The organism is Streptomyces sp. NPDC000151, from assembly GCF_040301705.1.
In the GTDB taxonomy this organism is placed as follows: domain Bacteria; phylum Actinomycetota; class Actinomycetes; order Streptomycetales; family Streptomycetaceae; genus Streptomyces.
Genome location: NZ_JBEPFC010000020.1, coordinates 1 through 25,968, shown reverse-complemented (window position 1 = coordinate 25,968; position 25,968 = coordinate 1). Strand labels below are relative to the sequence as shown.

The 25,968-nt window shown below is 72.3% G+C and carries 22 protein-coding genes and 1 pseudogene; 11 read left to right on the top strand and 12 right to left on the bottom strand.

Annotated elements, in window-relative coordinates; translation table 11 throughout:
- Positions 1 to 116: 116 nt before the first annotated feature.
- Together ABT381_RS09265 and ABT381_RS09260 are read right to left on the bottom strand one after the other, a co-directional pair.
- Positions 117 to 569, bottom strand: coding sequence for an ABA4-like family protein (locus ABT381_RS09265; RefSeq protein WP_351590129.1), 453 nt, complete (start codon positions 567 to 569; stop codon positions 117 to 119).
- Positions 566 to 1,489, bottom strand: a complete 924-nt coding sequence (locus ABT381_RS09260; protein WP_351590249.1) for a hypothetical protein — start codon at positions 1,487 to 1,489, stop codon at positions 566 to 568. The genes ABT381_RS09265 and ABT381_RS09260 overlap by 4 nt, the downstream gene beginning before the upstream one ends.
- A gap of 235 nt (positions 1,490 to 1,724) precedes the next feature.
- Here ABT381_RS09260 and ABT381_RS09255 point away from each other — a divergent pair, with 235 nt between their 5' ends.
- Entirely contained in the window at positions 1,725 to 2,324 is a 600-nt protein-coding gene (locus tag ABT381_RS09255) for a MerR family transcriptional regulator (protein WP_467754486.1), read from the top strand.
- A gap of 154 nt (positions 2,325 to 2,478) precedes the next feature.
- On the opposite strand, the gene ABT381_RS09250 is transcribed toward ABT381_RS09255, so the two are convergent.
- Both ABT381_RS09250 and ABT381_RS09245 read right to left on the bottom strand, forming a co-directional pair.
- Complete coding sequence (locus tag ABT381_RS09250) at positions 2,479 to 3,378, bottom strand: siderophore-interacting protein (RefSeq protein ID WP_351590124.1); 900 nt, start codon at positions 3,376 to 3,378, stop codon at positions 2,479 to 2,481.
- Between the two features lie 54 nt (positions 3,379 to 3,432).
- Positions 3,433 to 4,347, bottom strand: coding sequence for a 5'-3' exonuclease (locus tag ABT381_RS09245; RefSeq protein ID WP_351590246.1), 915 nt, complete (start codon positions 4,345 to 4,347; stop codon positions 3,433 to 3,435).
- A 352-nt stretch (positions 4,348 to 4,699) separates the two neighbouring features.
- On the opposite strand from ABT381_RS09245, the gene ABT381_RS09240 reads away from it, so the two are divergent.
- The 3 genes from ABT381_RS09240 (at position 4,700) to ABT381_RS09230 (ending at position 9,439) form a co-directional block, all read left to right on the top strand.
- Positions 4,700 to 5,989 carry a quaternary amine ABC transporter ATP-binding protein gene (locus ABT381_RS09240; protein ID WP_351590121.1) on the top strand — a complete coding sequence of 430 codons (1,290 nt, stop codon included), beginning with the start codon at positions 4,700 to 4,702 and terminating at the stop codon, positions 5,987 to 5,989.
- On the top strand, positions 5,982 to 8,585 hold the full coding sequence (locus ABT381_RS09235) for an ABC transporter permease/substrate binding protein (RefSeq protein WP_351590118.1): 2,604 nt from the start codon (positions 5,982 to 5,984) through the stop codon (positions 8,583 to 8,585). Before ABT381_RS09240 ends, ABT381_RS09235 begins: the two co-directional genes overlap by 8 nt.
- Positions 8,586 to 8,701: 116 nt before the next feature.
- Positions 8,702 to 9,439 carry a helical backbone metal receptor gene (locus ABT381_RS09230; protein WP_351590115.1) on the top strand — a complete coding sequence of 246 codons (738 nt, stop codon included), beginning with the start codon at positions 8,702 to 8,704 and terminating at the stop codon, positions 9,437 to 9,439.
- Between the two features lie 59 nt (positions 9,440 to 9,498).
- Here ABT381_RS09230 and ABT381_RS09225 read toward each other — a convergent pair whose 3' ends face one another.
- Entirely contained in the window at positions 9,499 to 10,647 is a 1,149-nt protein-coding gene (locus tag ABT381_RS09225; protein ID WP_351590112.1) for a TDT family transporter, read from the bottom strand.
- Positions 10,648 to 10,741: 94 nt separating this feature from the next.
- On the opposite strand from ABT381_RS09225, the gene ABT381_RS09220 reads away from it, so the two are divergent.
- On the top strand, positions 10,742 to 11,701 hold the full coding sequence (locus ABT381_RS09220; protein ID WP_351590109.1) for a LysR family transcriptional regulator: 960 nt from the start codon (positions 10,742 to 10,744) through the stop codon (positions 11,699 to 11,701).
- Here ABT381_RS09220 and ABT381_RS09215 read toward each other — a convergent pair.
- Both ABT381_RS09215 and ABT381_RS09210 read right to left on the bottom strand, forming a co-directional pair.
- Positions 11,604 to 13,043 (bottom strand): solute carrier family 23 protein, encoded by a 1,440-nt coding sequence (locus ABT381_RS09215; RefSeq protein ID WP_351590106.1) that lies wholly within the window; start codon positions 13,041 to 13,043, stop codon positions 11,604 to 11,606. The two genes, ABT381_RS09220 and ABT381_RS09215, sit on opposite strands and share 98 nt — an antisense overlap.
- 3 nt (positions 13,044 to 13,046) lie before the next feature.
- The gene (locus ABT381_RS09210; protein WP_351590103.1) at positions 13,047 to 14,180 is read right to left on the bottom strand and encodes an arylsulfotransferase family protein; all 1,134 of its coding nucleotides are present in this window, start codon (positions 14,178 to 14,180) and stop codon (positions 13,047 to 13,049) included.
- Between the two features lie 124 nt (positions 14,181 to 14,304).
- Here ABT381_RS09210 and ABT381_RS09205 point away from each other — a divergent pair, with 124 nt between their 5' ends.
- Entirely contained in the window at positions 14,305 to 14,865 is a 561-nt protein-coding gene (locus ABT381_RS09205) for a helix-turn-helix domain-containing protein (RefSeq protein ID WP_351590100.1), read from the top strand.
- Positions 14,866 to 14,905: 40 nt separating this feature from the next.
- Here ABT381_RS09205 and ABT381_RS09200 read toward each other — a convergent pair whose 3' ends face one another.
- The 3 genes from ABT381_RS09200 to ABT381_RS09190 form a co-directional block, all read right to left on the bottom strand.
- Complete coding sequence (locus ABT381_RS09200) at positions 14,906 to 15,619, bottom strand: gamma-glutamyl-gamma-aminobutyrate hydrolase family protein (protein WP_351590097.1); 714 nt, start codon at positions 15,617 to 15,619, stop codon at positions 14,906 to 14,908.
- Between the two features lie 31 nt (positions 15,620 to 15,650).
- Complete coding sequence (eat, locus tag ABT381_RS09195; RefSeq protein ID WP_351590094.1) at positions 15,651 to 17,120, bottom strand: ethanolamine permease; 1,470 nt, start codon at positions 17,118 to 17,120, stop codon at positions 15,651 to 15,653.
- Positions 17,121 to 17,212: 92 nt separating this feature from the next.
- Positions 17,213 to 17,950, bottom strand: a complete 738-nt coding sequence (locus tag ABT381_RS09190) for a FadR/GntR family transcriptional regulator (protein ID WP_351590092.1) — start codon at positions 17,948 to 17,950, stop codon at positions 17,213 to 17,215.
- 73 nt (positions 17,951 to 18,023) lie between these two features.
- Here ABT381_RS09190 and ABT381_RS09185 point away from each other — a divergent pair, with 73 nt between their 5' ends.
- The 5 genes from ABT381_RS09185 to ABT381_RS09165 all read left to right on the top strand — a co-directional run bounded on the left by ABT381_RS09185 (position 18,024) and on the right by ABT381_RS09165 (position 24,013).
- On the top strand, positions 18,024 to 19,391 hold the full coding sequence (locus ABT381_RS09185; protein WP_351590090.1) for a glutamine synthetase family protein: 1,368 nt from the start codon (positions 18,024 to 18,026) through the stop codon (positions 19,389 to 19,391).
- 11 nt (positions 19,392 to 19,402) lie between these two features.
- Positions 19,403 to 20,770 (top strand): aldehyde dehydrogenase family protein, encoded by a 1,368-nt coding sequence (locus ABT381_RS09180; RefSeq protein ID WP_351590088.1) that lies wholly within the window; start codon positions 19,403 to 19,405, stop codon positions 20,768 to 20,770.
- A gap of 1 nt (position 20,771) precedes the next feature.
- Positions 20,772 to 21,566 carry a 3-oxoacyl-ACP reductase gene (locus ABT381_RS09175; RefSeq protein WP_351590086.1) on the top strand — a complete coding sequence of 265 codons (795 nt, stop codon included), beginning with the start codon at positions 20,772 to 20,774 and terminating at the stop codon, positions 21,564 to 21,566.
- Positions 21,567 to 21,669: 103 nt separating this feature from the next.
- Positions 21,670 to 22,968, top strand: a complete 1,299-nt coding sequence (locus tag ABT381_RS09170; protein WP_351590085.1) for an HAD family hydrolase — start codon at positions 21,670 to 21,672, stop codon at positions 22,966 to 22,968.
- 28 nt (positions 22,969 to 22,996) lie between these two features.
- The gene (locus tag ABT381_RS09165; protein ID WP_351590243.1) at positions 22,997 to 24,013 is read left to right on the top strand and encodes a DUF2510 domain-containing protein; all 1,017 of its coding nucleotides are present in this window, start codon (positions 22,997 to 22,999) and stop codon (positions 24,011 to 24,013) included.
- Positions 24,014 to 24,055: 42 nt separating this feature from the next.
- Here ABT381_RS09165 and ABT381_RS09160 read toward each other — a convergent pair whose 3' ends face one another.
- Together ABT381_RS09160 and ABT381_RS09155 are read right to left on the bottom strand one after the other, a co-directional pair.
- On the bottom strand, positions 24,056 to 25,270 hold the full coding sequence (locus tag ABT381_RS09160; protein ID WP_351590083.1) for an amino acid deaminase/aldolase: 1,215 nt from the start codon (positions 25,268 to 25,270) through the stop codon (positions 24,056 to 24,058).
- 379 nt (positions 25,271 to 25,649) lie between these two features.
- Positions 25,650 to 25,968: pseudogene (locus tag ABT381_RS09155) on the bottom strand (hypothetical protein); the annotation flags it as partial.

The following is a 25,968-nucleotide window of genomic DNA, read 5'->3' as shown; positions in this document are numbered from 1 at the left end:
CCCGTCCAAAGTGCCGACAGCCGGGGCCCATACGGTACGCCGTACGGGCCGGCCGGGTGGGTGGAACGGAGGTCGGCCATCCGATGGAGGGACGGGGGCCGCGGGTGGGCCCGTCCTCAAAGACCGGACGGGCTTGGTTCGTTGGCCCGTGTCGTGCGCAGCCGTGTGGCGCGGATGGCGAGGAAGAGCAGGACGCCGATCGGGGAGAGCAGGACGGTCAGGACCAGCAGAGGGCCCATCACGAGCGGGTGGATGGCCAGGCGGCGGGCCTCGCGGTACATCCACTGGCCGAGGAAGAGGTCCCAGGCGATGACCTGCGCCCAGATCGCCGCCGCGCCCCCGTCCAGGGCCATCAGGTCCTGGAAGCCGCCGAGTTCGGGGTGGGACACGGCGGTCCAGAGCCGGGGGAAGACCGGTACGGCCAGCGCCAGGTAGACCAGGAGCACCGGGACCATCGGCAGCGGGGAGGCGGCGATCCGATCGGTCCACCGCCGGCCGGGCGCGAGGATCAGCAGTGCCCAGACGGGCGCCGCGAGCCAGAACGAGAGGTCGAAGAGGAAGGCGGTCATGCCGTCACCTCCTGGGCGATGGCGGAGGGCGTTGCGGAGTCGTCCGTACGGGAAGGGGCGCGCAGCGCGGCGTACGTGCCGCCCGCGGTCGCGGCGAGCAGGGCCGTCAGCGCGCCCAGCGTCGCCGCGTCCGGGTGCACGAGCGGCTGACCGCGCAGCGCCTGCCAGGTCACCAGCGCCAGCAGCCCGGTGAGGAAGCCGGCCGCGACCAGGACGAGCCGCAGCCGTACGCGCGCGGCCCGCAGCCGCGGCGCCCGGCGGCCGAGCGCGTCGAGACCGAGCAGGAAGAGCGGCAGGGCCTGCATCGCGTGCATCCCGACGAAGTGCGGTATGCGCAGGTCACCGCCGGTGGTGCTCCAGCCGGTCAGCGGCATCGTGGGCCCGCCGTCCGGCACGCCCACGCTGTGCGCGCCGATCACGTCCCGGATGCCGTGGGCCGCGGCGGCCTGCTGGTCGGGGGTGGGCATGAGCATCAGGCCGCCGAGCGCCAGGCCGACCAGCGCGATCACCGCGCCGAGCCGAACGGCCCAGGTGGCGGCGCGGTCGGTGCCCCGGCCGCCGCGGAACTGGAGCCCGGCTATCACGAAGGTGGCGAGCCACAGCGCGACGATGGTCGCGCCCATGACCTGGAAGAGCGCCTGGTCCAGCGGGGTGGCGACGTCGAAGTGGCTGCGCCGGCCGCGGACGGTCTGGCCGACGATGACGGCCATTTCGACGGCGCCGGTCACGGCGACGACCGTGCCGGCCCACCAGCCGATTCGGCTCGGCGCAGGGCGCCGGGCGAGCATCCAGGCGAGCGTCAGCCCGTACAGGGCGAACGAGACCGCGAACTTCAGCGGCTTGAACCAGATCGGCGAACCGACGAGCACCCGGTCGTCGGCGACCAGGCCGACCGCCGAGACGACGGCCAGGACGGCCATCGTGATCGAGAACCAGGTCAGTGGGCGGTGCACGGCCGCCGAGCGCAGGGCGGGCAGGAGTGGAGCAGACATGAGTAACCCCCGTCATCGTCATGGTGCTGAATAGATAGTGGCACTTGCCGCTATCTGATAGTGGGACTATCTATGATGGGGGGAGTGGTTGGCAACCCCTTGAAGAACTTCGGAAGGGCGTGAAGAGCGAGTGCGCATCGGGGAGTTGAGTCGGCGGACCGGAGTGGCGGTACCGACGATCAAGTACTACGTCCGCGAAGGGCTGCTCCCGGCGGGCTCTCTGACCAGCCCGAACCAGGCGGATTACGGCGAGGCGCACGAGCGCAGGCTGCGGCTGATCCGCGGCCTGCTGGACGTCGGCGGGCTGTCGGTCTCGGCCGTGCGCGAGGTGCTGGCGGCGGTCGAGGACGCGGACCGGCCGGTGCACAAGGTGCTCGGCGCGGCACAGAAGAGCCTGACGCCGCCGCAGGGTGCCGGGCCGGAGGAGCTGGCGGAGGCGCGGGAGGCCGTCGCGGAGCTGGTGGCGCGGCGCGGGTGGCGGGTGGCGCCGGACGGCCCGCCGGGCGAGGCGCTGGCCGGCGCGCTGGTCACGCTGCGCGGGCTGGGGCACGGCGGGTTCGAGGAGGTGCTCGACGTCTACGCCGACGCCTGTGAGCGGATAGCGGCCGCGGACCTGGCGTACGTGCGGCGCGCGCCGGACGTGGAGCGGCTGGTCGAGGGGGTGGTCGTGGGCACGGTGATCGGGGACGCCGTCCTCGCGGCGCTGCGTCGGCTGGCCCACACGGACGCCTCGTCGCGCGCGTACGGGGGCGAGGCGGGGTGAGTCGCTCGGCGGGGGACGGCGGTGCGTGCGCCGAGGGCGCCCGCCGCCCGGCGCGCGAAGAGGGCGCCCGCCACCCGGCAGGCGCCCGCTCCCCTCAAGGCTGACGCCTCAAGGCTGACGCGTCAAAGCTGACGCAACGTCAGCCGCTGCGCGCTCAGGAGGCGTTCGGCGTCACTGAATCCGTCACCGAACCCGTCGCCGAACCCGTCTCCTGTTCCGCCTCCACCGTCGCGTTCCACTCCTGCTTCGACGCCTGCCAGCCGTCCTCGTCGTGGCCGCGGCGCCAGTAACCGGAGATGGAGAGGTCCGCGCGCGGGATCTCGCGCTCGACCCGCAGCAGCCGGCGGAGCTCCTTCACGAAGCCCGCCTCGCCGTGCACGAACGCCTGGACCCGGCCGGGGAGGAACTCCAGCGCGCGCACGGCCTCGACCAGCCGCTCGCCCACCGGCTCGGCGTTGCGGTGCAGCCAGACGATCTCCGCGCCGGCCGGCGCCCGCAGCTTCTGCTCCTCGCGGGCGTCCGGAACCTCGATGAAGGCGCGCACCACGGCGTCCTCCGGCATCCCGGCGAGCGACGCCGCGATGGCCGGCAGCGCGCTCTCGTCCCCGGCGAGCAGGTGCCAGTCGGCCGCGGCCTCCGGGGCGTACGCGCCGCCCGGGCCGAGGAAACGGATCTCCGCGCCCGCCTCGGCCTGCTGCGCCCACGGCCCGGCCAGCCCCTGGTCGCCGTGGATCACGAAGTCGACCGTCAGCTCCAGGCTCTGCGGGTCCCAGGAGCGCACCGTGTACGTCCGGGTGCGCGGCCACTGGTCGCGCGGGAAGTCGGCGCGGATCTGCGCCATGTCGAACGGCTCCGGGTAAGTCACGCCCGGCACCGGGAAGAGCAGCTTGATGTAGTGGTCGGTGTACTCGCCCGCGGGGAACTCCGCCAGGCCCGCGCCGCCCAGGACGACCCGCATCATGTGCGGGCTGAGGCGTTCGGTGTGCACCACGCGGGCGCGGTAGGTGACGGCCTTCCTACGGGCGGGACGTTCGGCGGGACGGTCTGCTGCCACGGTGGGCCCCCTGGGCGCTGCGAATGAAAAGTTAGGTTCACCTAACCTAACAGTTCACGCCGGAAGCGCCGAGAGGACGCGCTGCAGCGAGCCGCCCAGGCCCCACCGCCCGGCCAGCTCCTCCAGCGTCGCGGGGTCGGCCGGCTCCTTCGGCACCTCCGGGTCGAAGTCGGGCAGCGCGACGTCCGAGGCGACGCGGACGACCGTGGGCGCGACGTCGAGGTACGGGCGGGCCTCGGTCAGCCGCTTGCGCTGCGCGGGCGTGAGCTTCGCCGCCGGGTCGTCGGCCGCGGCCATGATCCCGGCCAGGTCGCCGAAGGACGCCAGCAGCTTCGCCGCGGTCTTCTCGCCGATGCCCGGCACGCCCGGCAGGCCGTCGCTCGGGTCGCCGCGCAGCAGCGCCAGGTCCGCATAGCCCGCGCCGTCCACGCCGTACTTCTCGCGGAGCCAGGCCTCGTCGGTGACCTGGAGGGTGCCGACGCCCTTGAGCGGATACAGCACGCGCACGCCGCGCCGGTCGTCGACGAGCTGGTACAGATCGCGGTCGCCGGTGACGATGTCGACCGGGCCGGCGGCGCGCGTGGCGAGCGTGCCGATGACGTCGTCCGCCTCGTATCCCGCCGCGCCCACGCGCGCGATGCCCAGCGCGTCCAGTACCGCCTCGATCACCGGGACCTGCGGCGAGAGCGTGTCCGGGACCTCCTCGACGTCCGGCGCCGCGGAGCCCTCGGGGGCCTCCTCGGCGACGCGGTGCGCTTTGTACGTCGGGATGAGGTCGACCCGCCACTGGGGGCGCCAGTCGGCGTCCATGCAGGCCACGAGGTCGTCCGGGTGGTGGTCCTGGAGGAGGCGGGCGATGAAGTCCAGCAGGCCGCGGACGGCGTTGACGGGCGTGCCGTCCGGGGCGCGGACGGAGTCCGGCACGCCGAAGTACGCGCGGAAGTACAGCGAGGCGGTGTCGAGGAGCATCAGGCGTCGGGTCACACGCCGATGATGCCGCACGCCACTGACAACGCCGCTGACAACGCCGCTGACAACGCCGCGCACCCCCTCGCGTCTGGGTCGCGAGCCGCCGTGTCCGGGTCGCGTGTGACCTCGCGTCAAACGTGTGCCGCTTGTGAGGCGAGTCACTGTTGTGTTTGACGTGAATAAAGGGGGGCAGGCGCGCATCCGGAGCGGAACCGGTAAGGAATTCAACTTTTTCTGTCCCGGCGCAAGCGGCCCGAAGCCGTGCCGCTCCACGGCCCCTCCCCAGCCTTTCGGCCTGGGGATCACCCATGGCTGGGACGGGCCGTTCCTTGGTTCGACCAGAGAGGTGCATGTGTCCAGGCTGCAAGCCGAGCACCTGTACAAAGTGTTCGGCAGACGACCCGATGACGCCGTGCGGAAACTCGAGGGCGGGGCGACCCGTGACGAGCTGCGCGCCGAGGGTACGACGGCAGCGGTGATCGACTCGTCGTTCACCGTGGACGAAGGCCAGATCTTCGTCGTCATGGGTCTGTCGGGTTCCGGCAAGTCCACGCTGCTGCGCATGCTGAACGGGCTGCTGGAGCCGACCGCGGGCAGTGTGCGGTTCGACGGCCAGGACCTGACCACGCTCAGCCCCAAAGAGCTGCGCAGGGTCCGTTCGCAGAAGATCTCCATGGTCTTCCAGCACTTCGCGCTCTTCCCGCACCGCAGCGTCCTGGAGAACGCCGCGTACGGCCTGGAGGTCCAGGGCGTACCGAAGGCCGAGCGCCGGCGGCGCGCCCATGAGGCGCTGGAGCTGGCCGGCCTGAAGGGCTGGGAGAAGTCCTGGCCCGACGAGCTGTCCGGCGGCATGCAGCAGCGCGTGGGCCTGGCCCGCGCGCTGGCGACCGACGCGGACCTGCTGCTGATGGACGAGTCCTTCAGCGCGCTGGACCCGCTGATCCGCCGCGACATGCAGGACCAGCTGCTGGAGCTGCAGAAGACGCTGAAGAAGACGATCGTCTTCATCACGCACGACCTGAACGAGGCCATGCGGCTCGGCGACCGGATCGCCGTCATGCGCGACGGCCGGATCGTGCAGAACGGCTCGGCCGAGGACATCCTCGTACGGCCGTCCAACGACTACGTCGCGTCCTTCATCCAGGACGTCGACCGCACCCGGGTGCTGACCGCCGGCGCGATCATGACGGACGTGGCGTCGGTGCTGGGCAGCAAGGACGCCGACGGTACGGAGATATCCACCGCCGAGCAGTTCCGTGCCGCCGCGCCCGCCACGGTCACGAAGGACACCCCGCTCGTCGACCTGTTCGCGCCCTGCTCCGCCAGCGCGGTCCCGGTGGCCGTGGCCGACGCGGCCGGGGAGCTCATCGGCGCGGTGCCGGCGCAGAAGCTGCTGGCCGCGCTCGGCGAGCCCGAGCCGCAGGCGCCGGACGACGCCGTCGCCGCCGTACCGGCCCAGCCCGCCCCCGAGGACAAGCAGCCCGAGGACGCGAAGCCCGCGGGCGCGCAGCCCGAGGACGAGAAGCCCGGGGACAAGCAGCCCCTGTCCAAGGACGACGCGGCCAAGGACGCCGAGGACGCCGCGCCCGAGGACACGGACGGCAAGGACGCCGACGAGAGCAAGGTGATCGCCGGTGCCTAGGATCGAGATCGGCACATGGGCCGCCGGGGCCGTCAAGTGGCTGCAGTCGAACGTCGACTGGCTCTTCGGCTTCATCACCCACGTGCTCAACGCGGTGTACGGCTTCTTCCACATGGTGCTCGCCGCGCCCGAGCCGCTGATCCTCGCGGGCATCCTCGCGGTGCTCGCCTGGTGGCTGCGCGGCCTGCTGGCCGCCGTCCTGACCTTCCTCGGTTTCGCACTGATCGACTCGATCGAACAGTGGGACACCACCATGGAGAGTCTCTCCCTGGTCCTGGTGGCCTGCCTGGTCATCGTGGTCATCTCGGTGCCGCTGGGCATCTGGGCCGCCCGCAACCGCGCGGTCAGCGGCGCGGTGCGCCCGGTGCTGGACCTGATGCAGACGATGCCGGCGATGGTCTACCTCATCCCGGGCATCCTCTTCTTCGGCCTCGGCGTGGTCCCCGGCATCGTGGCGACCATCGTCTTCGCCATGCCGCCCGCCGTCCGCATGACCGAGCTGGGCATCCGCCAGGTCGACCAGGAGCTGGTGGAGGCGGCCGACGCGTTCGGCACGCACCCGCGCCGCACGCTCTTCCGCGTGCAGATCCCGCTCGCGCTGCCCACGATCATGGCCGGCATCAACCAGGTCATCATGCTGGCGCTGTCCATGGTCGTCATCGCCGGCATGGTCGGCGGCGGCGGTCTGGGCTCCTCCGTCTACGACGCGATCAGCTCCGTCGACGTGGGCCTGGGTACCGAGGCCGGCCTCGCGGTGGTCATCCTCGCGATGTACCTCGACCGCATGACCGGCGCCCTGAACCAGCGGGTCTCGCCGCTCGGCCGGCGCGCGCTGGCCAAGGCACAGGCCACGCTCGGCGGTCTGAAGTTCCTGCAGTGGCGCCCGGCGACCTCGCTCGCGATGACCGGTGTGGTCGTGCTCGCGCTGGCCGCCGGCGGTCTGAACGCCTTCGGCAGCAAGGGCGGCGACGCCGCCGCCGGCATCGGCGACGGCCGCCAGATCAACCTCGGCTACGTCAACTGGGACGAGGGCAAGGCCACCACGTACCTGTGGAAGGAGCTGCTGGAGCAGCGCGGCTTCAAGCCCAAGGCGCAGGCCCTGGAGGCCGGCGCGCTCTACACGGGCCAGGCCCAGGGCGACATCGACGTGCAGACCAACTCCTGGCTGCCGGTGACGCACGAGTCGTACTGGAAGAAGTACAAGGACAAGCTCGAGGACTACGGCGCCTGGTACGACAAGACCTCGCTGGAGGTCGCCGTCCCGTCCTACGTCAAGGGCGTCAAGACGCTCGACGACCTCAAGGGCAAGGGCAAGGAGTTCGGCGGCAAGATCGTCGGCATCGAGCCGGGCGCCGGCGAGATGAAGATCGTCAAGGACAAGGTCCTCAAGGACTACGGCCTGGACGGCGAGTACAAGCTCCAGTCCTCCAGCACCTCCTCGATGCTGGCCGAGCTGGACCGCTCCATCAAGGCGAAGAAGCCGATCGCGGTGACCCTGTGGTCCCCGCACTGGGCGTACAGCAAGTACAAGCTGACCAAGCTCAAGGACACCAAGGGCTCCTTCGGCTCCGGTGACGGCATCCACACGCTCGGCCGCAAGGGCTTCGCGAAGGAAGAGCCGCAGGTCGCCTCGTGGATGAAGAACTTCCACCTGGACGAGAAGCAGCTCACCGGCCTGGAGGCGGCGATCCAGGACGCCGGCAAGGGGCACGAGCAGGACGGTGTCCGCGCCTGGCTGAAGAAGAACCCGGGCATGGCCGACAAGCTGGCCCCGGCCCCGGGCTCGTACGCCAAGGGCAAGGACGCGGGCGCCGCGCCGAACATCGGCTACCCGTCCTGGGACGAGGGCATCGCCACCTCGTTCCTGTGGAAGTACGTCCTGGAGCAGCGCGGCTACAAGCCGAAGATGCGCAACCTCGACGTGGGTCCGATGTGGACCGGGCTGTCGACCGGCCAGGTCGACGTGGAGATGGACGCCTGGCTGCCGGTCGCGCAGAAGCAGTACTGGGACAAGTACAAGAACGATCTGGTCGACCTCGGTGCGTGGTACGACAAGACGTCCCTGGAGATCGCGGTGCCTTCCTATGTGAAGGGCGTGAAGTCCATGGACGACCTGCGCAAGCACAAGGACGAGTTCAAGGGCAAGATCATCGGCATCGAGCCGGGCACCGGCGAGATGAAGCGCCTGAAGAGCAAGGTCCTGCCCGCGTACGGCCTGCAGAACATGAAGGTCACCGAGGCCGGTACCAGCGCCATGCTCGCCGAGCTGGAGCGGGCGATCGGCAAGAAGGAGCCGATCGCGGTCGTCCTGTGGTCGCCGCACTGGGCGTACGACAAGTACCCCCTGACCAAGCTGAAGGACCCGAAGGGCACCTGGGGGGCCGGCAACAAGATCAAGTCGGTCGCGCACAAGAGCTTCCCCAAGAAGTTCCCCGAGTTCAACAGCTGGCTGAAGAACTGGCACATGCAGCCCGATGACCTGGCGAGCCTGGAGAAGGCCGTCAACGACGCGGGCACCGGCCACGAGGAGGAAGGCGTCAAGAAGTGGGTCGACGCGCACCCGGGCATCGTCGATGAGATGGCCCCGGTGAAGTGACGCCGTACCGGTACTGACCGGCCGTAAGGCTGGTACTGACCGGCCGTCACACCCCTTCGGGAACGGGCCCCGCCACCGCACTCCGGTGGCGGGGCCCGTCCGCGTACGGTGGGCCGATGAGCGCTCGTACCCCCGTACGCCGTGTGGTCTCCCTCGTTCCCTCCCTGACCGAGGCGGTCGCCGCGACCGCGCCCGGGCTGCTGGCCGGTGTCACCGACTGGTGCAGCCACCCCGCAGGGCTCGACGTGCCGCGCATCGGCGGGACCAAGAACCCCGACACCGCGCGGATCGCCGCCCTCGGCCCCGACCTGGTGATCGCCAACGAGGAGGAGAACCGCCCGGCCGACCTCGCCGCGCTGCGCGCCGCCGGCCTGGACGTGCTGGTCACCGAGGTCCGCGACCTGCCGCAGGCGTTCCGCGAACTGGACCGCGTCCTCGTGCGCGGCTGCGGGCTGGCCCGCCCCGGCTGGCTGGACGCGGCGGAGGCGGCCTGGCGGGAGGTGCCGGCCGGGGAACCGCGGTCGGCGGCCGTGGTGCCCATCTGGCGGCGGCCGTGGATGGTGCTCGGCCGGGACACCTTCGCGGGCGACCTGCTGGCCCGGCTGGGCGTGCGCAACCTGTACGCGGACCACGCCGAGCGCTACCCGCGCATCCCCTTGGACGAGCTGAACGACCGCGGTGCCGACCTCGTCGTACTCCCCGACGAGCCGTACCGCTTCGCCGCCGACGACGGGCCCGAGGCCTTCCCCGGGCTGCCCGCCGCGCTGGTCAGCGGCCGCCATCTCACCTGGTACGGGCCGTCGTTGGCGGAGGCGCCGGGCGTGCTGAGGGCGGCGCTGGCGGCGGCCGCATGACAGTACGGCGGTGCACCGGGGCCAAGGGCCGGTGCACCGCCGGGTAGGGAAGTGACTGCTCAGACGGCCGCGGGCTGCGGGGCCGGCGCCGAGGCGGGCGGCGCGAGGAGCGTGCCGCGGAAGAGGCCGCGCGCGGTGTACACGAAGGCCGTCAGCCAGCCCGCCACCAGGAGCAGGTACAGGCCCACGGTGAGCCAGTCGTACAGGGCCAGGCCGGTGTGGCCCGCCAGCCCGGCGGCGCCGGTGACACACGTACCGATGGGGAAGGTGAAGGCCCACCAGGTCATCGAGAAGCGCATCCCGCTCCGGAAGGCGCGGACCACCATCGCGGCGGACAGCCCCAGCCACAGCAGCGCGAAGCCCATGACCGGCACGCCGTACAGCACGGAGAAGGCGGTCATCGCGTCGGCGTACGAGGAGCCCGCGGCGGGCGCGGCGTTCGCGAGGTTGCTCACCGCGGTCGTGGACTGGCCGAGCGGGCCGAGGACCAGGATGAGCGCGGGCGTCGCGGCGAGCGGCAGCGGCCCGTGGTGGATCAGCCGCGACAGGACCAGCGGCAGCATCGCCAGCACGGTCAGCAGCGACAGTCCGAACATGCCGTAGCAGCCCAGCAGCATCGCGGAGCGCCACTGGCCGGCCGGCAGATGCGGGATCAGGCCGGGGCCGATGGCCGCGGAGACCATGGGAGCGACGATCGGCAGCAGCCAGGCGGGGGAGGCCGTCCCCACGTCGATCCGGTGCCGGGTCACCATCAGGTACGGGATGGCCGCCGCGGCGACCAGGCCGGTCACGGTCCCCGCGACCCACAGCACGCCGTCGACCGCCGCGGCGGCGGACACGCCGATCACGTCCTTGCCGACGGCGAGCGTGCCACCGCCGACCGCCAGCATGGCCATCGCCAGACAGCCGTAGAACGGCGCCACCATCGGGTCGAGCAGGTGGGCTCTGGCCTGGTCGGTGTGGCGGATCCAGTGCGCGGCGCGGGCGACGAGCAGCACGGCCAGCATGACGGCCGACAACGCCCAGACGACCTCGTACGCAGCGTGCAGCACGCCGGCCTGCACCGGGAGCGTGGCACCGGCGTTGGCGATGATCGCCGTGCCCATGACGGCGGCGTACCAGTTGGGGCCGAGGTGCCGTACCGAGCCGCGGGCGCGGCCTTGGAAGCCCGTCACGGGGCGGGAGCGGTGTTGCGCGAGGGTAGCCATGCCTCCAGGGTTCCGCCGCGCGCCCGCCCCCACCAGGGACATCGTGTCTATGAGGTCATAAGCTGGGGTTATGAGTAACGGGTAAGCTGGCCTTATGAGCGAAGCAGAGCGGGGATTGCGGGGATCTGAAATCGGTGCGGCGGAGGGGCCGCACAACGGCAGGCTGGCATACCGCGTACCGGATCTGGCCGCACTGGAACTACTGCTCGCCGTCGCCCGGCTGGGCAGCCTGGGCCGGGCCGCCAAGGAGCTGGGCATCTCCCAGCCCGCCGCCTCCAGCCGACTCCGTTCCATGGAGCGCCAGTTGGGCGTCGGCCTCGTCGAACGCTCGCCGCGCGGCTCGCGCCTGACCGACGCCGGTACGCTCGTCACGGACTGGGCGCGCCGGATCGTCGAAGCGGCCGAGGCGTTCGACGCGGGCGCGCAGGCGCTGCGCGGCCGACGGGACTCCCGCCTCCGCGTGACCGCGAGCATGACCATCGCCGAGTACCTCCTGCCCGGCTGGCTGATCGCCCTGCGCACCCAACGCCCGGACACCGCGGTGTCACTCTTCGCGGGCAACTCCACGGTGGCCGCTGAGCGGGTCCTCTCCGGCGAGGCCGACCTCGGCTTCGTGGAGGGCCTGGACGTGCCGCCCGGCCTGGACGGCGCGGTCATCGGCCACGACCGCCTGGTGGTGGTCGCCGCCCCGTCCCACCCCTGGGCCCGCCGCCGCACCCCACTCACCGCCCGCGAACTGGCCGCAACCCCCCTGATCCTCCGAGAACAAGGCTCCGGCACCCGCCAAGTACTGGACGCAGCCCTCCCCCCACTAGCACCCCCCCTCCTCGAACTGGCCTCCACAACGGCGGTAAAGGCCGCAGCAGTCAGCGGCGCGGGCCCGTCGGTCCTCAGCGAACTCGCCGTAGGCGAGGAACTGGCGGCGAGGCGCCTGGTCGAGATCCCGGTACCGGGGATCAGACTGGGCCGCGACTTGCGGGCGGTCTGGCCGGCGGGCCAACGCCCTGCGGGCCCGGCTCGGCAGCTGCTGGGGCTGACTCGGGGGGTGGGGTGACCGGAGTGGATGGCGCCGTGGAGGACTTGGTGAACAACGCCGTAAGTACCACCGCCGTGATCGCCCCCGCCGGCACCCCGCTGCCGAAGAGGGTGCGGGCCCAGGTCGGGAGTGGGGTGTAGAGGTCCGGGGCGAGGACGGGGAGGAGGCCGGCCAGGAGGGTGAGGGCCAGGACTGTGGTGACCGGGCCCTCGAAGGTGTCGGCGCGGCGGAGCATGCCTATGCCCATGGCGGCGATTACCGCGTAGATGACGAGGCCCGCGCCGCCCACGACCGGGGTGGGGAGTGCGGCCAGGAGTTGGGAGACCGGGGCCAGCAGGCCGATGAGGACGAGGAGGGCGCCGGCGCCGGCGGTGACGAAGCGGCTGCGGACTCGGGTGAGTTGGACGATGCCGATGTTCTCGGCGCTGGTGACCATGATGGAGGTGCCCAGCACTCCCGCGGCGAGGGAGGTGAGTGCGTCGGCGCGGACCGTGCGGGGGACGTCGCGGGCGGGGTTCGGGGTGCGGCCGACCGCCTCGCTGTTGAGGACCGTCTGCCCGGTGGCCTCGGCGAGCGAGGCGAGGGTGAAGACGATGAGGGGGACGGCTGCGAGCAGGTCGAAGTGCGGGGCGCCGTAGGGGAAGGGATGCGGGAGGGCCAGTACCGTGCCGCCTTCGGGCATGGCCTTCATGCCGGTGCCCGTCAGGAGCGCGGCCGCGGTTCCGGCCGCGATGCCCGCCAGTACCGACATCTGGCGCCACACGCCGCGCAGTGCTAGGTAGCACAGCGCGGTGGCGCCGATGGTGACGAGGGCGAGCCAGGTGTCGTGGGCGATCATCGGCGCGGTGACGTTGATCATGTTGATGCCGATGAGGAGGACGGTGGAGCCCAGGACTACCGGTGGGAAGAAGCGCACGATGCGGCCGTAGAGGGGGAGGACGGCGAGCAGGAAGGCGGCCGCGATCAGGACGGAGCCGGACGCGGTGGCCGGGCCGTGTTCCTTGCTGATCTGCAGGAAGATCGCGACGGCCGCGCCGCCCGGCAGCATCATGAACGGCAGCCGGGCGCCGATCCGCAGGACGCCGAAGGACTGGAGGAGGGCCCCCGCGCCGCACAGTACAAGTGTTGCGCTGAGGAGTGCTGCTGTGCGGTCCGGGGGCAGGCCGAGGCCGGTGGCGATCAGGAACGCCGTGGAGACCGGGGCCGCGAGCATCGCGAGGACGTGCTGCGCGGCCAGGGGGAGGAGACGGAGCAGCGGGAGCCGCTCGTCCACCGGGTGGACCGGCCGGCCGTCGGGGCCGGGCGGTCCGCCGTCAGGGGCGTCGCCTCCGGTGCGGGTGGTGCCGGCGGGGGCGGCCACCGGTCATCCCTGTTCCGGCAGCCAGGGCAGTTCCTCGGCACCGTAACGGTACGCGCGGAACAGGGCGTTGTGCTGGGCGGGGAAGATCCGGCCGACCTCGGGCTCGCGGTAGCCGCCGAAGTGCGGGACGACGTACTCCCAGCAGAGGTAGCCGTCGGCGGTGACCTCGAAGATCCGGCCGGCGGGGGAGTCGCAGACGAGGGTGTTGCCGTTGGGGAGGCGTTGGGCGCTGCCCATGAAGGGGGCGAAGAACGCCTCGCGGGCCGGGTCGTGGTACTCCCAGGCGATCTTTCCGGAGGAGCGGTCGACCTCGATGACGCGGGAGAAGGGGACGTCCCAGCCGGGGCGGAAGACGCCGTTGTCGAAGATGAGGATGTTGCCGTTGGGCAGTTCGGTGGGGTTGTGCTGCTGGGAGACGATGCCGGGCTCGGTGCGCCAGAGGATCTTGCCGGTTTCGCGGCTGATGACGATCACCGCGGAGGCGCTGCGGAGGCTGGCGAGGATGTTGCCGTCGGCGAGCGGGAGGACGGCGTTGATGAGGGGGTAGTGCTCGCGGGAGTAGTCGGGGTGCAGGGGGAACTCGTCGCGGTCGAGGTGGTCGGCGACGCGCCAGGACCACAGCTCGGTGCCGTCCGCGTCGACCTCCTTGATGGTGTCGGCATAGACGGTCGGGCCCTCGGCCGTCGTCGGCTCGGAGCCGGGGACGCCGCCGCGTACCGCTGCCGCGCGCTCGCCGGTGAGCGGCTCCAGCGCGGCGTAGAGGATGCGGCCGTCACCGCAGTGGTGCGCGTCGTGGTGCTGGAGCGGGTCGATGTGCTCGCGGACGACGGTGCCGTCGGGGGTGATCTCCTGCATCACGCCGCCGCGGTACTTGTGCCACATCGGGAACAGGGCTTCCTGGTCCGGGAGTACGCCGTTGTAGGCCAGGTTGCCGTTGGGGAGGATGCGGGCGTGCCGGCCCGGGCGATAGGGGAGGTTCCACTGGTGGACGACCTCGCCGTGCAGGTCGACGAGGTAGACCTCGCCGGTGCCGGTGAGCGGCGCGTAGAGGGTGTAGCCGGGGGAGGCGGCGTCCTCGTCGAGGGCGAGCAGGCCGGTGCCGCGGCGGCGGCGTGTGTTTTGATCGACAGCGGTCATGGCGGGTCCGTCCCTTGTTCGTCGGAGTGTCAAACTTTGTTTGATGACATCAAACAGGTTCGATGCTAGGGACCGTTTGTTGCAATGCCGTGAACGTGGCGATAAAGGGGAGAGGGAGTGCAGGATGCGTGAAGATCAGGAGGGGCCGGTGCCGCGGGTCGGCCGGGCGGTGCGGCGCCGCCGCCGCGCGCTGGACCTGACGCTCGCCGAGCTGGCCGGGCGTACCGGCCTGTCCAAGCCCTTCCTCAGCCAGGTCGAGAACGACCGGGCCCGCCCCAGCATGCGGTCGCTGCAGCGGATCGCGGACGCGCTGGAGAGCACGGCGGTCCAGCTGCTGGGCGCGGCGGAGGACCGCCGCGCCGTCGACGTCGTGCGCGCGGATGCGGCGGCCGCGCTGGAGGACGGCGCGGCGGGCACGGTGCGGCCGCTGGTACGCGGCCAACAGCAGCTGCACGCCTTGGAGTTCACCGGCGCCCACGAGTGGGGGCGGGAGTTCCGGCACCCGAACGACGAGCTGCTGTACGTCGTCGAGGGTGCCGTGGAGGCGGAGGCCGAGGGGGAGCGGTACGAGCTGGGGCGCGGCGACACGCTCTACTGCACGGGCGGCGTGACGCACCGCTGGCGCGCCCGGGAGGCGGGCACGCGGGTGCTTCTGGTGGGGGTCGCGGACGACATCGGGCTCTGAGCCCATGTCTTTCTGAGGCAGCTGTCCTTCTGAGGCAGCGTCAGCGGGCGGCGGCCGCCACCAGTGCGTCCATGACCCGGGTGTCCGTGCCCGCCTCGGGGTGCCACTGCACGCCCAGCGCGAAGGCCGGCGCGTCCGGCAGTTCGAGCGCCTCCACCGTGCCGTCCTCGGCGTACGCGGAGGCCAGCAGCCCGCGGCCGAGCCGGTCGACGGACTGATGGTGGTACGTCGGTACGGAGACCGGCTCGGGCAGGATGCCGGCGAGCCGGCTGTCCGCCACGGCGGTGACCTTGTGGTGGTCGAAGACGCCGGGTGGCCCGCCGTGGCCCTCGATGTGCTGGTACAGCGTGCCGCCGAGCGCGACGTTCAGCAGCTGCATGCCGCGGCAGATGCCGAGCAGGGGCGTGCCCGAGTCGATGGCTGCCTCGATGAGGGCCGTTTCCCAGGTGTCGCGGGCGAGGGCCGGCGGCCCGGTGCGGGGATCGGTCTCGGCGTCGTACCGGTCGGGCCGTACGTCGGGGCCGCCCGCGATCACCACGCCGTCGAGGCGGGCCACGACCGCGGCCGCCGCCTCCTTCGCCGCGTCCCGGTCCAGGTCCGGCTCGTGCGGCGGCAGCATGGCGGCGAGGCCACCGGAGCGCTGGACCAGGCGGTGGTAGCCGGCCGGCAGCAGTGCGGCCGGGAGGGTCCACACGCCCCAGCGGGCTTCGTCTTCCAGGTAGGTGCTGATGCCGATGAGCGGCGGGGTGGGCACGGGGACCTCCGGTCGGGGTGCAGGTGAGCGGTCAGTTGCGGTCGAGTTCGGCCTCGGCGGCGGCCAGCGCTGCGAATTCCTCCTCCGGTGCCGCGGCCACCAGCCGGTGCCGCGAGTACAGCGCGAAGTACGCCAGCGCGACGGCGTACACGCCCAGTGCGATGAAGGCCGCCTCCTTGTCCACCAGGAACGTCGCGACCAGCGCGGAACAGGCGAGGACGAAGGCGATCGAGGAGGTCAGGATGCCGCCGGGGGTGCGGTACGGGCGCGCCAGTCCCGGCTCGCGGCGGCGCAGCACGATGTGGGAGAGGGCCATCAGGGCGTAGGAGATGGTGGCGCCGAAGACCGCGACGTTCAGCATCCGGGCGCCGTCGCCGGTGGCCGCCGCCAGTGCGAAGCCCAGCGCGCCGGGCACGAGGAGGCCCAGGTAGGGGGCCTTGCGGCGGCTGGTGAGGGAGAGGAAGCGGGGCAGGTAGCCGGCCCGGGAGAGGGCGAAGAGCTGCCGGGACCCGGCGTAGATGAGGGAGAAGAAGGAGGCGATCAGGCCCGCCAGGCCCGCGTAGTTGACGATGCGGGAGGTGACGGTCGGCTCGCCGTGCGGCTGCAGGGCCTGGACCAGCGGGTCGCCGACGGACTGGAGGGCGGCGGCGCCGCGCGCCCCGGTCGCGGTGAGGAAGGTGACCAGGGCGAGCAGCAGCAGGACGCCGATCGCGGCGGCCATCGCGCGCGGCAGGGTGCGGGCCGGGTCCTTGGTCTCCTCGGCGGCCAGCGGCACGCCCTCGACACCGAGGAAGAACCACATGCCGAAGGGGAACGCCGCCCAGATCCCGAGTATCCCGAAGGGCAGCCAGGAGGACGCGCCGAAGGCGCCCTTGTCCGCCGGGATGTCGTTCAGCGCGCTCACGTGGAAGTCGGTGACCGCGGCGAGCGCGAAGACGACCAGCGCGGCCACCGCGATCGCGGTGACGACCAGGCTGAAGCGCAGCGCCTCGCCGACGCCCCACAGGTGGATGCCGATGAAGATCACGAAGCAGGCGAGGTAGACCGGCCAGCTGGACGTCAGGCCGAACAGGCCGAGGGACTCGACGTAGTCGCCGATGAAGATGGAGATCGCGGCGGGTGCGAGGACGTACTCGATGAGGATGGCCGTACCGGTCAGGAAGCCGCCCCAGGTGCCGAGCGCGCGGCGCGCGAAGCCGTAGCCGCCGCCCGCCGTGGGCAGCACGGACGCCAGCTCCGCGAGCGCGAAGACCAGGCAGGTGTACATCACGCCCATCAGCAGCGCGGCCAGCGCCAGACCGCCGAAGCCGCCCTGGGCCAGGCCGTTGTTCCAGCCGGAGAAGTCGCCGGAGACGACGTACGCGACGCCCAGGCCCGTGAGCAGCAGCGGGCCGGCGCTGCCCCGGCGCAGCGAGCGCTTCTCCAGGTAGGCGTCCTCGGGCGCGGCCCCGGGTGGCGGGGGAGTGGGCGGTGCGGTGCGCGGTTCCGTGCTGTCGGCCATGAGCCGCTCCTGCCTCGGCGGGGTAAAGGTTTAGCACCATACCTTTGTCGTACGAGAGGGTGGGGCGCAAGACCCGTGCCGTAAAAGAACGGTTACGGCGTCGGCGGCCGGCCCGTGAGGAAGCCGCGCAGCAGGGCCGCCGTCCCGCAGCAGTGCTCGCGCATCACCTCCCGCGCCCCGTCCGCGTCGCCCTCCAGCACCGCCTCCACCAGCGCGGTGTGCTGCGCTTGGGAGTGCTCCAGGTTGCGCACCAGCAGCGGGATGCAGTCCAGCAGGTCGTTGACGGTCGCCCGGACGGCCGCGTACTGCGCGGCGAGCGTCGCCGAGCCCGACAGCTCGGCCAGCGTCAGATGCAGCAGCGTGTCCCGCCGCCGGTAGTCGGCCAGCGGCGCGTCGTGCGTGGCCGCCAGCGCCTCCCGCAGCCGCCCCGCCTGCTCCCCATCCAGCCCGTACCCCGCGCACAGCCCGGCCGCGCCCACCTCCAGCACCTCGCGGAACCGCAGCGTGTCCTCGACGTCGACCTGCGCGATGCGGCGGCGCAGCTCGTCCTCGCCGGGGGTCTCCGCCCGTTCCCGTACGAACGTGCCGCCGTACCGCCCGCGTCTGCTGACCACCAGCCCCTCGTCCTGCAGCACCTTCAGCACCTCGCGCAGCGTGACCCGGCTGATCTGCAGCCGCTCGGCCAGTTCGCGTTCGGCCGGCAGCCGCTCGCCCCGGGGGACCAGTCCCAGCCGCACGATCTGGAGTATCTGCTCCAGCGCCTCCTCGAAACCGTTGCCCGCCCGCACCGGGCGCAGCACCGGCGCCAGTCGGTCCGCCGCTCCGTCCACCGCAACCCCTTCCCAATCAATGGTTCGTGTGCCTACCTTATGACCTCCGGACGCAGCGACAGGAGGCACCACCGTGGCAGACCGCACGCCCCCGCTCTCGGTCGAGGAGCTGAGAAGGCTCGTCGACACCGGGGAGATCGACACTGTCGTCCTCGCCTTCACCGATATGCAAGGCAGGCTCCAGGGCAAGCGGTTCGCGGCCCGGTTCTTCCTCGACGACGTCCTGGCCCATGGCAGCGAGGGCTGCAACTACCTCCTCGCCGTCGACGTCGACCTCAACACCGTCGACGGCTACGCCATGTCCTCCTGGGAGCGCGGCTACGGCGACTTCTGCATGCACGGCGACACCGGGACGCTGCGCCGCACGCCCTGGAGCCCCGGTACGGCGCTGCTCACCGCCGACCTCGCCTGGCACGACGGCAGCCCCGTCGTCGCCTCCCCGCGGCAGATCCTCCGCCGCCAGCTGGACCGGCTCGCCGAGCGCGGCTGGCGCGCCTACGCCGGTACCGAGCTGGAGTTCATGGTCTTCAAGGACAGCTACGAGGACGCCTGGTCCCGCGGCTACCGCGACATGCACCCCGCCAACCTCTACAACGTGGACTACTCCGTGCTCGGCACCAGCCGGGTCGAGCCGCTGCTGCGCCGCATCCGCAACGAGATGGGCGCGGCAGGCATGACGGTGGAGTCCGCCAAGGGCGAGTGCAACCTCGGCCAGCACGAGATCGCCTTCCGTTACGACGAGGCGCTCACCACCTGCGACCAGCATGCCGTCTACAAGACCGGCGCCAAGGAGATCGCGGCCCAGGAGGGCATGGCGCTCACCTTCATGGCGAAGTACGACGAGCGCGAGGGCAACTCCTGCCACATCCACCTCTCGCTGCGCGACGAGGACGGCGCCCCCGTACTGGCCGACGCGGACGGCGAGTACGGCATGTCGTCGCTGATGCGGCACTTCCTGGCCGGACAGATCGCCGCGATGCGCGACTTCACGCTGCTGTACGCGCCGAACATCAACTCCTACAAGCGCTTCCGGCCCGGCTCCTTCGCGCCCACCGCGGTCGCCTGGGGCCCGGACAACCGCACCTGCGCGCTCCGCGTCATCGGCCACGGCCACGCCCACCGCTTCGAGAACCGCCTCCCCGGCGGCGACGTGAATCCGTACCTCGCGGTGGCCGGCATGGTCGCGGCCGGGCTGTACGGGATAGAGCACAAGCTGGAGCTGCCGGACGCCTGTACCGGCAACGCGTACACCGGCGACGCCGAGCACGTGCCGACCACCCTCCGCGAGGCCGCCGACCTGTGGGAGAAGAGCCCCATCGCACGCGCCGCCTTCGGTGACGAGGTCGTCGAGCACTACCTCCACATGGCCCGGGTGGAGCTCGACGCCTACGACTCCGCCGTGACCGACTGGGAGCGGTTCCGCTCCTTCGAACGCATGTGAGGACCACGCACTTGTCTTCCGAGCACCAGATCCTCAACCCGGCGACCGAAGAGGTCATCGCGACGGTACCGGCCGCCACGGCCGAGGACGTCGACGCCGCCGTCGCGCGGGCCACCAGGGCACAGGCGCAGTGGGCCGCGCTCGCCCCCGGCGACCGCGCCCGGCTGCTGCGCCGCTTCGCCGCCACCGTCGACAGCCACCTCGAAGAGCTCGCCCAGCTGGAGGTACGGGAGGCCGGCCACCCGGTCGGCAACGCGCGCTGGGAGGCCGGCAACGCCCGCGACCTGCTCGAATACGCGGCCGGCGGCATCGAGCGGCTGACCGGTACGCAGATCCCGGTCGCCGGCGGCCTCAACATCACGCTCCACGAACCGCTCGGCGTCGTCGCCGTCATCGCGCCGTGGAACTTCCCGATGCCCATCGCCGCCTGGGGCACCGCGCCCGCCCTCGCCGCGGGCAACGCCGTCCTCCTCAAGCCCGCCGAGACGACCCCGCTCACCGCCCTCCGGCTCGCCGAGCTCGGCCTGGAAGCGGGCCTCCCCGAGGGCCTGTTCCAGGTCCTGCCCGGCGCCGGACCCGTCGCGGGCAGCGCGCTGGTCGAGCACCCCGGCGTCGCCAAGGTCGTCTTCACCGGCTCCACCGGCGTCGGCAAGCAGATCATGGCCAAGTGCGCCGACGGCGTGAAGCGGGTGACGCTCGAACTGGGCGGCAAGAGCCCCAACATCGTCTTCGCCGACGCCGACATCGAGAAGGCAGCCGCCGCGGCGCCCGGCTCCTTCCTCGACAACACCGGCCAGGACTGCTGCGCCCGCAGCCGCATCCTCGTCCAGCGGTCCGTGTACGACCGCTTCCTGGAGCTGCTGGAGCCCGCGGTCAAGGCCGTCACCGTCGGCGACCCGGCCGACCCCGCCACCGGCATGGGCCCGCTGATCTCCGCGGCCCAGCGCGACCGCGTACGGTCCTACGTCCCCGACGGCGCCCCGGTCGCCATCCGCGGCGAGGCACCGGAGGGCAAGGGCTTCTGGTACCCCGCGACCGTCCTGGAGGGCCGGCCCGGGGACCGCGCCGCCACCGAGGAGATCTTCGGCCCGGTCGCCGTGGTCCTGCCCTTCGAGGACGAGGCCGAGGCCGTCCGGCTCGCCAACGCCACCGACTACGGCCTCTCCGGCTCGATCTGGACCCGCGACGTGGGCCGCGCGCTGCGCGTCTCCGGCGCCGTCGCCGCCGGGAACCTCTCCGTCAACTCGCACAGCAGCGTCCGCTACTGGACCCCGTTCGGCGGCTACAAGCAGTCCGGGCTCGGCCGTGAGCTGGGCCCCGACGCGCTCGCCGCCTTCACCGAGACCAAGAACGTCTTCATCAGCACCGAGGAGCAGTGACATGACCGACCGGACCGCCGAGACCCCCGTGTGCCGCCGACTGGTCGGCCGTACCGCCGTGATCACCGGTGCCGGCAGCGGCATCGGCCTGGCCACCACCCGCCGGCTGGCCTCCGAAGGCGCCAACGTGGTCTGCGCCGACATCGACGAGAGCGCCGGCAAGGCCGCTGCGGCCGAGGTCGGCGGGCTCTTCGTCCAGGTCGACGTCACCGACGAAGGCCAGGTCGAGGCGCTGTTCAAGACCGCGTACGACACCTACGGCTCCGTCGACGTCGCCTTCAACAACGCGGGCATCTCGCCGCCCGACGACGACTCCATCCTCACCACCGGGCTCGACGCCTGGAAGCGGGTCCAGGAGGTCAACCTCACCTCCGTCTACCTGTGCTGCAAGTACGCCCTCCCGTACATGCAGCGCCAGGGCAGGGGCTCCATCATCAACACCGCCTCCTTCGTCGCCGTCATGGGCGCCGCCACCTCCCAGATCAGCTACACCGCCTCCAAGGGCGGCGTGCTGTCGATGTCCCGCGAGCTGGGCGTGCAGTTCGCCCGCGAGGGCATCCGCGTGAACGCGCTCTGCCCCGGGCCCGTCAACACCCCGCTCCTCAAGGAGCTGTTCGCCAAGGACCCGGAGCGCGCCGCGCGCCGCCTGGTGCACGTGCCCGTGGGCCGGTTCGCCGAGCCCGAGGAGATGGCCGCCGCGGTCGCCTTCCTCGCCAGCGACGACTCCTCGTTCGTCAACGCGGCCGAATTCCTCGTCGACGGCGGAATCGCCGGAGCGTATGTCACTCCCATGTAAGCGCCACGGGTAAAGTTTCCCGATCATGAACGGGGCCGGCAGCACGGGGCTGCCGGCCCCGGAGCCGTTCCGCTCCACGGCCCGCACCCGTAACGGAGGACGTATGCGCATCCGGCACACCCTCGCCCCGGCCCTGGCCCTGGCCGTCACCGCGACCCTGGCGGCCGCCGTGCCCGCCGGCGCGGCCCCGGCCGCACCGAAGACCCCGCAGGCCGGCTGCCCGCAGCTGTCGCAGAGCCTGAAGTGGTACGGCACCAACCGCGACAAGCTCCAGCGCACCATCGACGAACGCGGCGTCTGCTCCCATCCGGAACTGGCGCACGGCCACGGGCAGCGCCCGGTCGCCGCCTTCGACTGGGACAACACGATCACCAAGAACGACGTCACCGACGCGACGCTCGTCTGGTCCCTGAACCACGACAAGATCCTCCGCCCGGCGCACTGGCGCGACACCAGCAAGTGGCTGACCCCGGCCGCCGACCGCGCCCTGACCAAGGCGTGCGGCACCTCCGTGCCCGTCGGCGCGCCGCTGCACACCTCCACCAACACCGCCTGCGCCGACGAGATCTTCGCCATCCGCGACGAGGCCAAGACCGCCGACGGCGCAGCGGCCTTCGAGGGCAGCTGGAACCACCGGCGCACCGTGCCCCAGTACGCCTGGATCCCGCAGCTGTTCGCCGGCCACACCGTCGCCGAGCTGCGCTCCTACGCCGCCGCCGCGCGCAAGCACGTCCTGGCCGCGCCGATCGGCAGCAAGGACAAGGTCGGCAGCCACACCGTCCCCGGCTACGTCCGCTACTACGCGCAGCAGCGGGACCTGGTCGGCACCCTCCAGCGCGCCGGCTTCGACGTCTACATCGTCTCCGCCGGCTCCGAGCCCGTCACCGAGGTCTGGTCGAAGGGCATCGGCGTCGACGAGAAGCACACCATCGCCATCCGCAGCGTCGTGAAGCACGGCCGCATCACGTACGAGAACGAGGGCTGCGGCGGTGTCGGCGACACCAAGGGCGAGGCCATCCCGTACATCGACGGCAAGCGCTGCTGGATCAACCAGGACATCTTCGGGATCAAGGGCCCGAAGGCGTGGCAGCAGCAGGACTTCGCGCACCGCATCGCGCTGGGCGGCGGCGACGCGGACACCGACGTCACCTTCGTCGGCGACGCCACCGGCGCGCACCTCGTGCTGAACCGCAACAAGAACGAGGTCATGTGCCGGGCCTACGACAACGCCGACGGACGCTGGGTGGTCAACCCCATGTTCATCGAGCCGCTGCCGCGCAAGTCCGGCAGCTACCCGTGCTCCACCGCGGCGTACAACAAGCCCGAGGGCGGCTTCGGACCGCTGCGCCGCGCCGACGGCGGCGTGGTGCCCGACCAGCAGGACCGTGTGTACGGCGGCTGATTCCGGCCATAAGGTGTCCGGCGTGAGCATGACGACACCGCCGGGCTGGTATCCAGACCCGGGGTACACAGGCAACGGTCCCGCCCCCGAACGCTGGTGGGACGGCTCGGCGTGGACCGACCACACCCGCGCGGCACAGGCTGCCGCCCCGGCGGCGTACGGCTATCCGCAGCAAGGCACGCCCGGCGCCTACGGGTATCCGCAGCAGGCGCAGCAGCAGCCCGGCTACGGATACCCGCAGGGTGCGCCGGGCGGTTTCGGGCCCGCGCAGCCCGGCGGCCCGCAGCCCGGTGGCCCCGGGCAAGGCGGCGGGGGCAGGAAGCGCGGCCCGATGATCGCCGCGATCGCCGGTGCGGCGGTCGTCGTGGCCGCCGCCGTCGTCGGCATCACCCTCGCCGTCGGCGGCGGTGAGGAGCCGCACGTCGACCCCGAGCCAGGCCCGACGGCGACGGCGAGTGCCAGTGAGAGCCCGTCCCCCGAGCCCGCCACCACCTCGGCCGCGCCCGAACCGGCCCCCAGCGACGACGAGGACACCCTCGTCGACGCCCTGAACAGCATCGCCATCCCGGTCCTGGACGGCTGGCACAAGGACGACTTCGGCCGGGACATGGACCTGTACATCGGTCCGTACGAGTGCAAGGGCGACGCGTCCAAGCAGTGCATGCGCGGCAAGGTCCTCTCCGAGACCGCGGCCGGCTTCGCCGAGACCACGGCCCGGGGCATCGCCGAGGCCGACATCAAGAAGAACGTCGAGGAGACCTACGGCAAGGGCCAGTACGGGGAGAAGGACCACTACGGCGGCGTCGAGAACCACGAGGAGCTGAAGGCGGCGAAGGTGACCGTCGCGGGCCAGCAGGGCTACCTGGTGCGCTGGAAGGTCACCAACAAGAAGGGCCCGGACGGCATCGCGCAGTCCGTCGCCTTCCCCTCGCCCGGCGGCTCCGGCTCGATGGTCGTCGTCCGCTTCAATTTCGACGTCGGCGGCCAGGCCCCGCCGCTCGCCGACATGGACAAGATCCTCGAAGGCATCGAGCCGACGGCGTAGCGCGTACGGGGCGGTCCGCCGCCCCGTACTCCCGCGCCCCGGTCACAGGAACGTCTGCCCCTCGCCCCGGTACGTCGGTACGGTCGCCACCACCCGGTCCCCGTCCACCAGCCGCAGCGCGTCGAAACGCTCGCACAGCTCACCGGCCTTGGCGTGCCGGAACCACACCCTGTCCCCGACCCGCAGCCGGTCGGCGGCCGCGCCCAGCAGCGGCGTCTGCACCTCGCCGGCCCCCTCCTGCGGGTCGTACGCCAGCCCCGCGGGCAGATACGGCTCCGGCAGCCGGTCCGGGCCCGCCGCGCCGGACGCGGGATAGCCGCCGCCCAGTACGGTCACCACGCCGGGCCCCGGCCGCCGCACGACCGGCATCGCGAACAGCGCCGCCGGCCGCCCGCTGAACGAACGGAAGTTGTCGAACAGCCGCGGCACGTACAGCCCCGATCCGGCCGCGACCTCCGTCACCGCCGCCTCCGCCGCGGTGTGCTGCACGCTGCCCGTCCCGCCGCCGTTGACGAACTCCAGGTCCGGCGCCTCGGCCCGGACGGCGCGCACCGCCTCCCAGCGCCGCCGCGCCAGCTCCTTGCGCGCCGCGGCCTGCATGACGCGCACCGAGCGCGAGAACAGCGGCCGGCCCGCCACCGCGTCCCCGACGCCCGCCACATGGCCCTCGTACGCCATCAGGCCGACGACCTTGAAGCCGGGGCGGCGCGCCACCACCCGCGCGAATTCAGCCAGTTGTGCGGGGTCGCGCAGCGGCGAGCGGCGTGCCCCCACCCGCACCCGGCCGCCGCCCGTCCGGAAGGACGTGTCCAGCTCCAGACACACCCGGATCTCCGCCCGGCCGCCGCCCCGCGCCGCGTCGATCAGCGCCAGCTGCGCCACGTCGTCGACCAGTACCGTCACCGCGGCGGCCAGCTTCGGATCGCCCGCCAGCTCGGCGAACGCGGCCCGGTCCGCCGACGGATAGGCCAGCAGGACGTCGGAGAAGCCGGAGCGGGCCAGCCAGAGCGACTCGGCGAGCGTGAAGCTCATGATCCCGGCGAACCCGTCCCGGGCCAGCACGCGTTCCAGCAGGGCGCGGCAGCGTACGGACTTGCTCGCCACCCGCACCGGTTTGCCGTGCGCGCGCCGTACCAGATCCGCGGCGTTGGCATCGAACGCCGCGAGGTCGACGATGGCCAGCGGTGCGTCGAGATGGGCGGTGGCCCGGTCGTAACGGGCCCCCAAGGCAGGGGAATCGGACGTGAACCGGCTCATGACGGCAGCCTGCCAGACGGCATTACCGCAGGGTAGGGGAGAGATCGCGACAGACCGGACACAAGGAGGGACCGGTACCGGACAGGAGTTGCGGCCGGGGGCGCGACAGCCCGTAAAGTGGCGCAGACCGCGGCCCGCAGACCCGCGGCATCAGGTCTGATCCATACCGTCCCGCCCCGCACGCCGCCCGGGCACGGGGCCGAACTGCGCGAGGGGGAGCGCGGGTGAGCACCGAAGCGAACTACGCCGGCCCGCGTCGCCTGCCTCCGATACCTCCGCCACCGCCGTACCGGCCGGCCGCTGCTGCCCCGGGCGCTGCTGCCCCGGGGGCCGCTGCCCCGGGCGCCGCCGCTTCCGGCGCCACCCCTTCCGGTGCCGCTCACGAGGAACCCGCGGCGGACATCCCCGCCGTTCCGCCCCGGCCCGCGGTCCCGCCGAAGCCCAGCCGTCCGGCGCCGCCCGGGTACCGGGACACCGCGTCCTTCCACCTCGCCCAGGGGGCGGCCAGCTGGCACGGGGCGAAGAGCGCCAAGGCACCGGCCATGAAGGCGGCACCGGCCGGGAAGCCGGCCGTACCGTCCCCGGCGTCCCCGGCGTCCCCAGCGGAAACGTCCCCCCAGGAGCAGCCCGCCGCGCGCAAGCCGCTGCCCCCGGAGAAGGCGCCGCTCGCGACCCCGGCCGTCGCCGCCCCGGGCGCC

Bases quoted from the DNA above. Each gene is read 5' to 3' on its own strand.
- ABT381_RS09265 (WP_351590129.1), bottom strand. From the start codon at position 569: ATGACCGCCTTCCTCTTCGACCTCTCGTTCTGGCTCGCGGCGCCCGTC.
- ABT381_RS09260 (WP_351590249.1), bottom strand. From the start codon at position 1,489: ATGGCCGTCCTGGCCGTCGTCTCGGCGGTCGGCCTGGTCGCCGACGAC.
- ABT381_RS09245 (WP_351590246.1), bottom strand. From the start codon at position 4,347: ATGCTCCTCGACACCGCCTCGCTGTACTTCCGCGCGTACTTCGGCGTG.
- ABT381_RS09230 (WP_351590115.1), top strand. From the start codon at position 8,702: ATGAGCGCTCGTACCCCCGTACGCCGTGTGGTCTCCCTCGTTCCCTCC.
- ABT381_RS09225 (WP_351590112.1), bottom strand. From the start codon at position 10,647: ATGGCTACCCTCGCGCAACACCGCTCCCGCCCCGTGACGGGCTTCCAA.
- ABT381_RS09220 (WP_351590109.1), top strand. From the start codon at position 10,742: ATGAGCGAAGCAGAGCGGGGATTGCGGGGATCTGAAATCGGTGCGGCG.
- ABT381_RS09210 (WP_351590103.1), bottom strand. From the start codon at position 14,180: ATGACCGCTGTCGATCAAAACACACGCCGCCGCCGCGGCACCGGCCTG.
- ABT381_RS09205 (WP_351590100.1), top strand. From the start codon at position 14,305: ATGCGTGAAGATCAGGAGGGGCCGGTGCCGCGGGTCGGCCGGGCGGTG.
- eat (WP_351590094.1), bottom strand. From the start codon at position 17,120: ATGGCCGACAGCACGGAACCGCGCACCGCACCGCCCACTCCCCCGCCA.
- ABT381_RS09175 (WP_351590086.1), top strand. From the start codon at position 20,772: ATGACCGACCGGACCGCCGAGACCCCCGTGTGCCGCCGACTGGTCGGC.
- ABT381_RS09170 (WP_351590085.1), top strand. From the start codon at position 21,670: ATGCGCATCCGGCACACCCTCGCCCCGGCCCTGGCCCTGGCCGTCACC.
- ABT381_RS09165 (WP_351590243.1), top strand. From the start codon at position 22,997: ATGACGACACCGCCGGGCTGGTATCCAGACCCGGGGTACACAGGCAAC.
- ABT381_RS09160 (WP_351590083.1), bottom strand. From the start codon at position 25,270: ATGAGCCGGTTCACGTCCGATTCCCCTGCCTTGGGGGCCCGTTACGAC.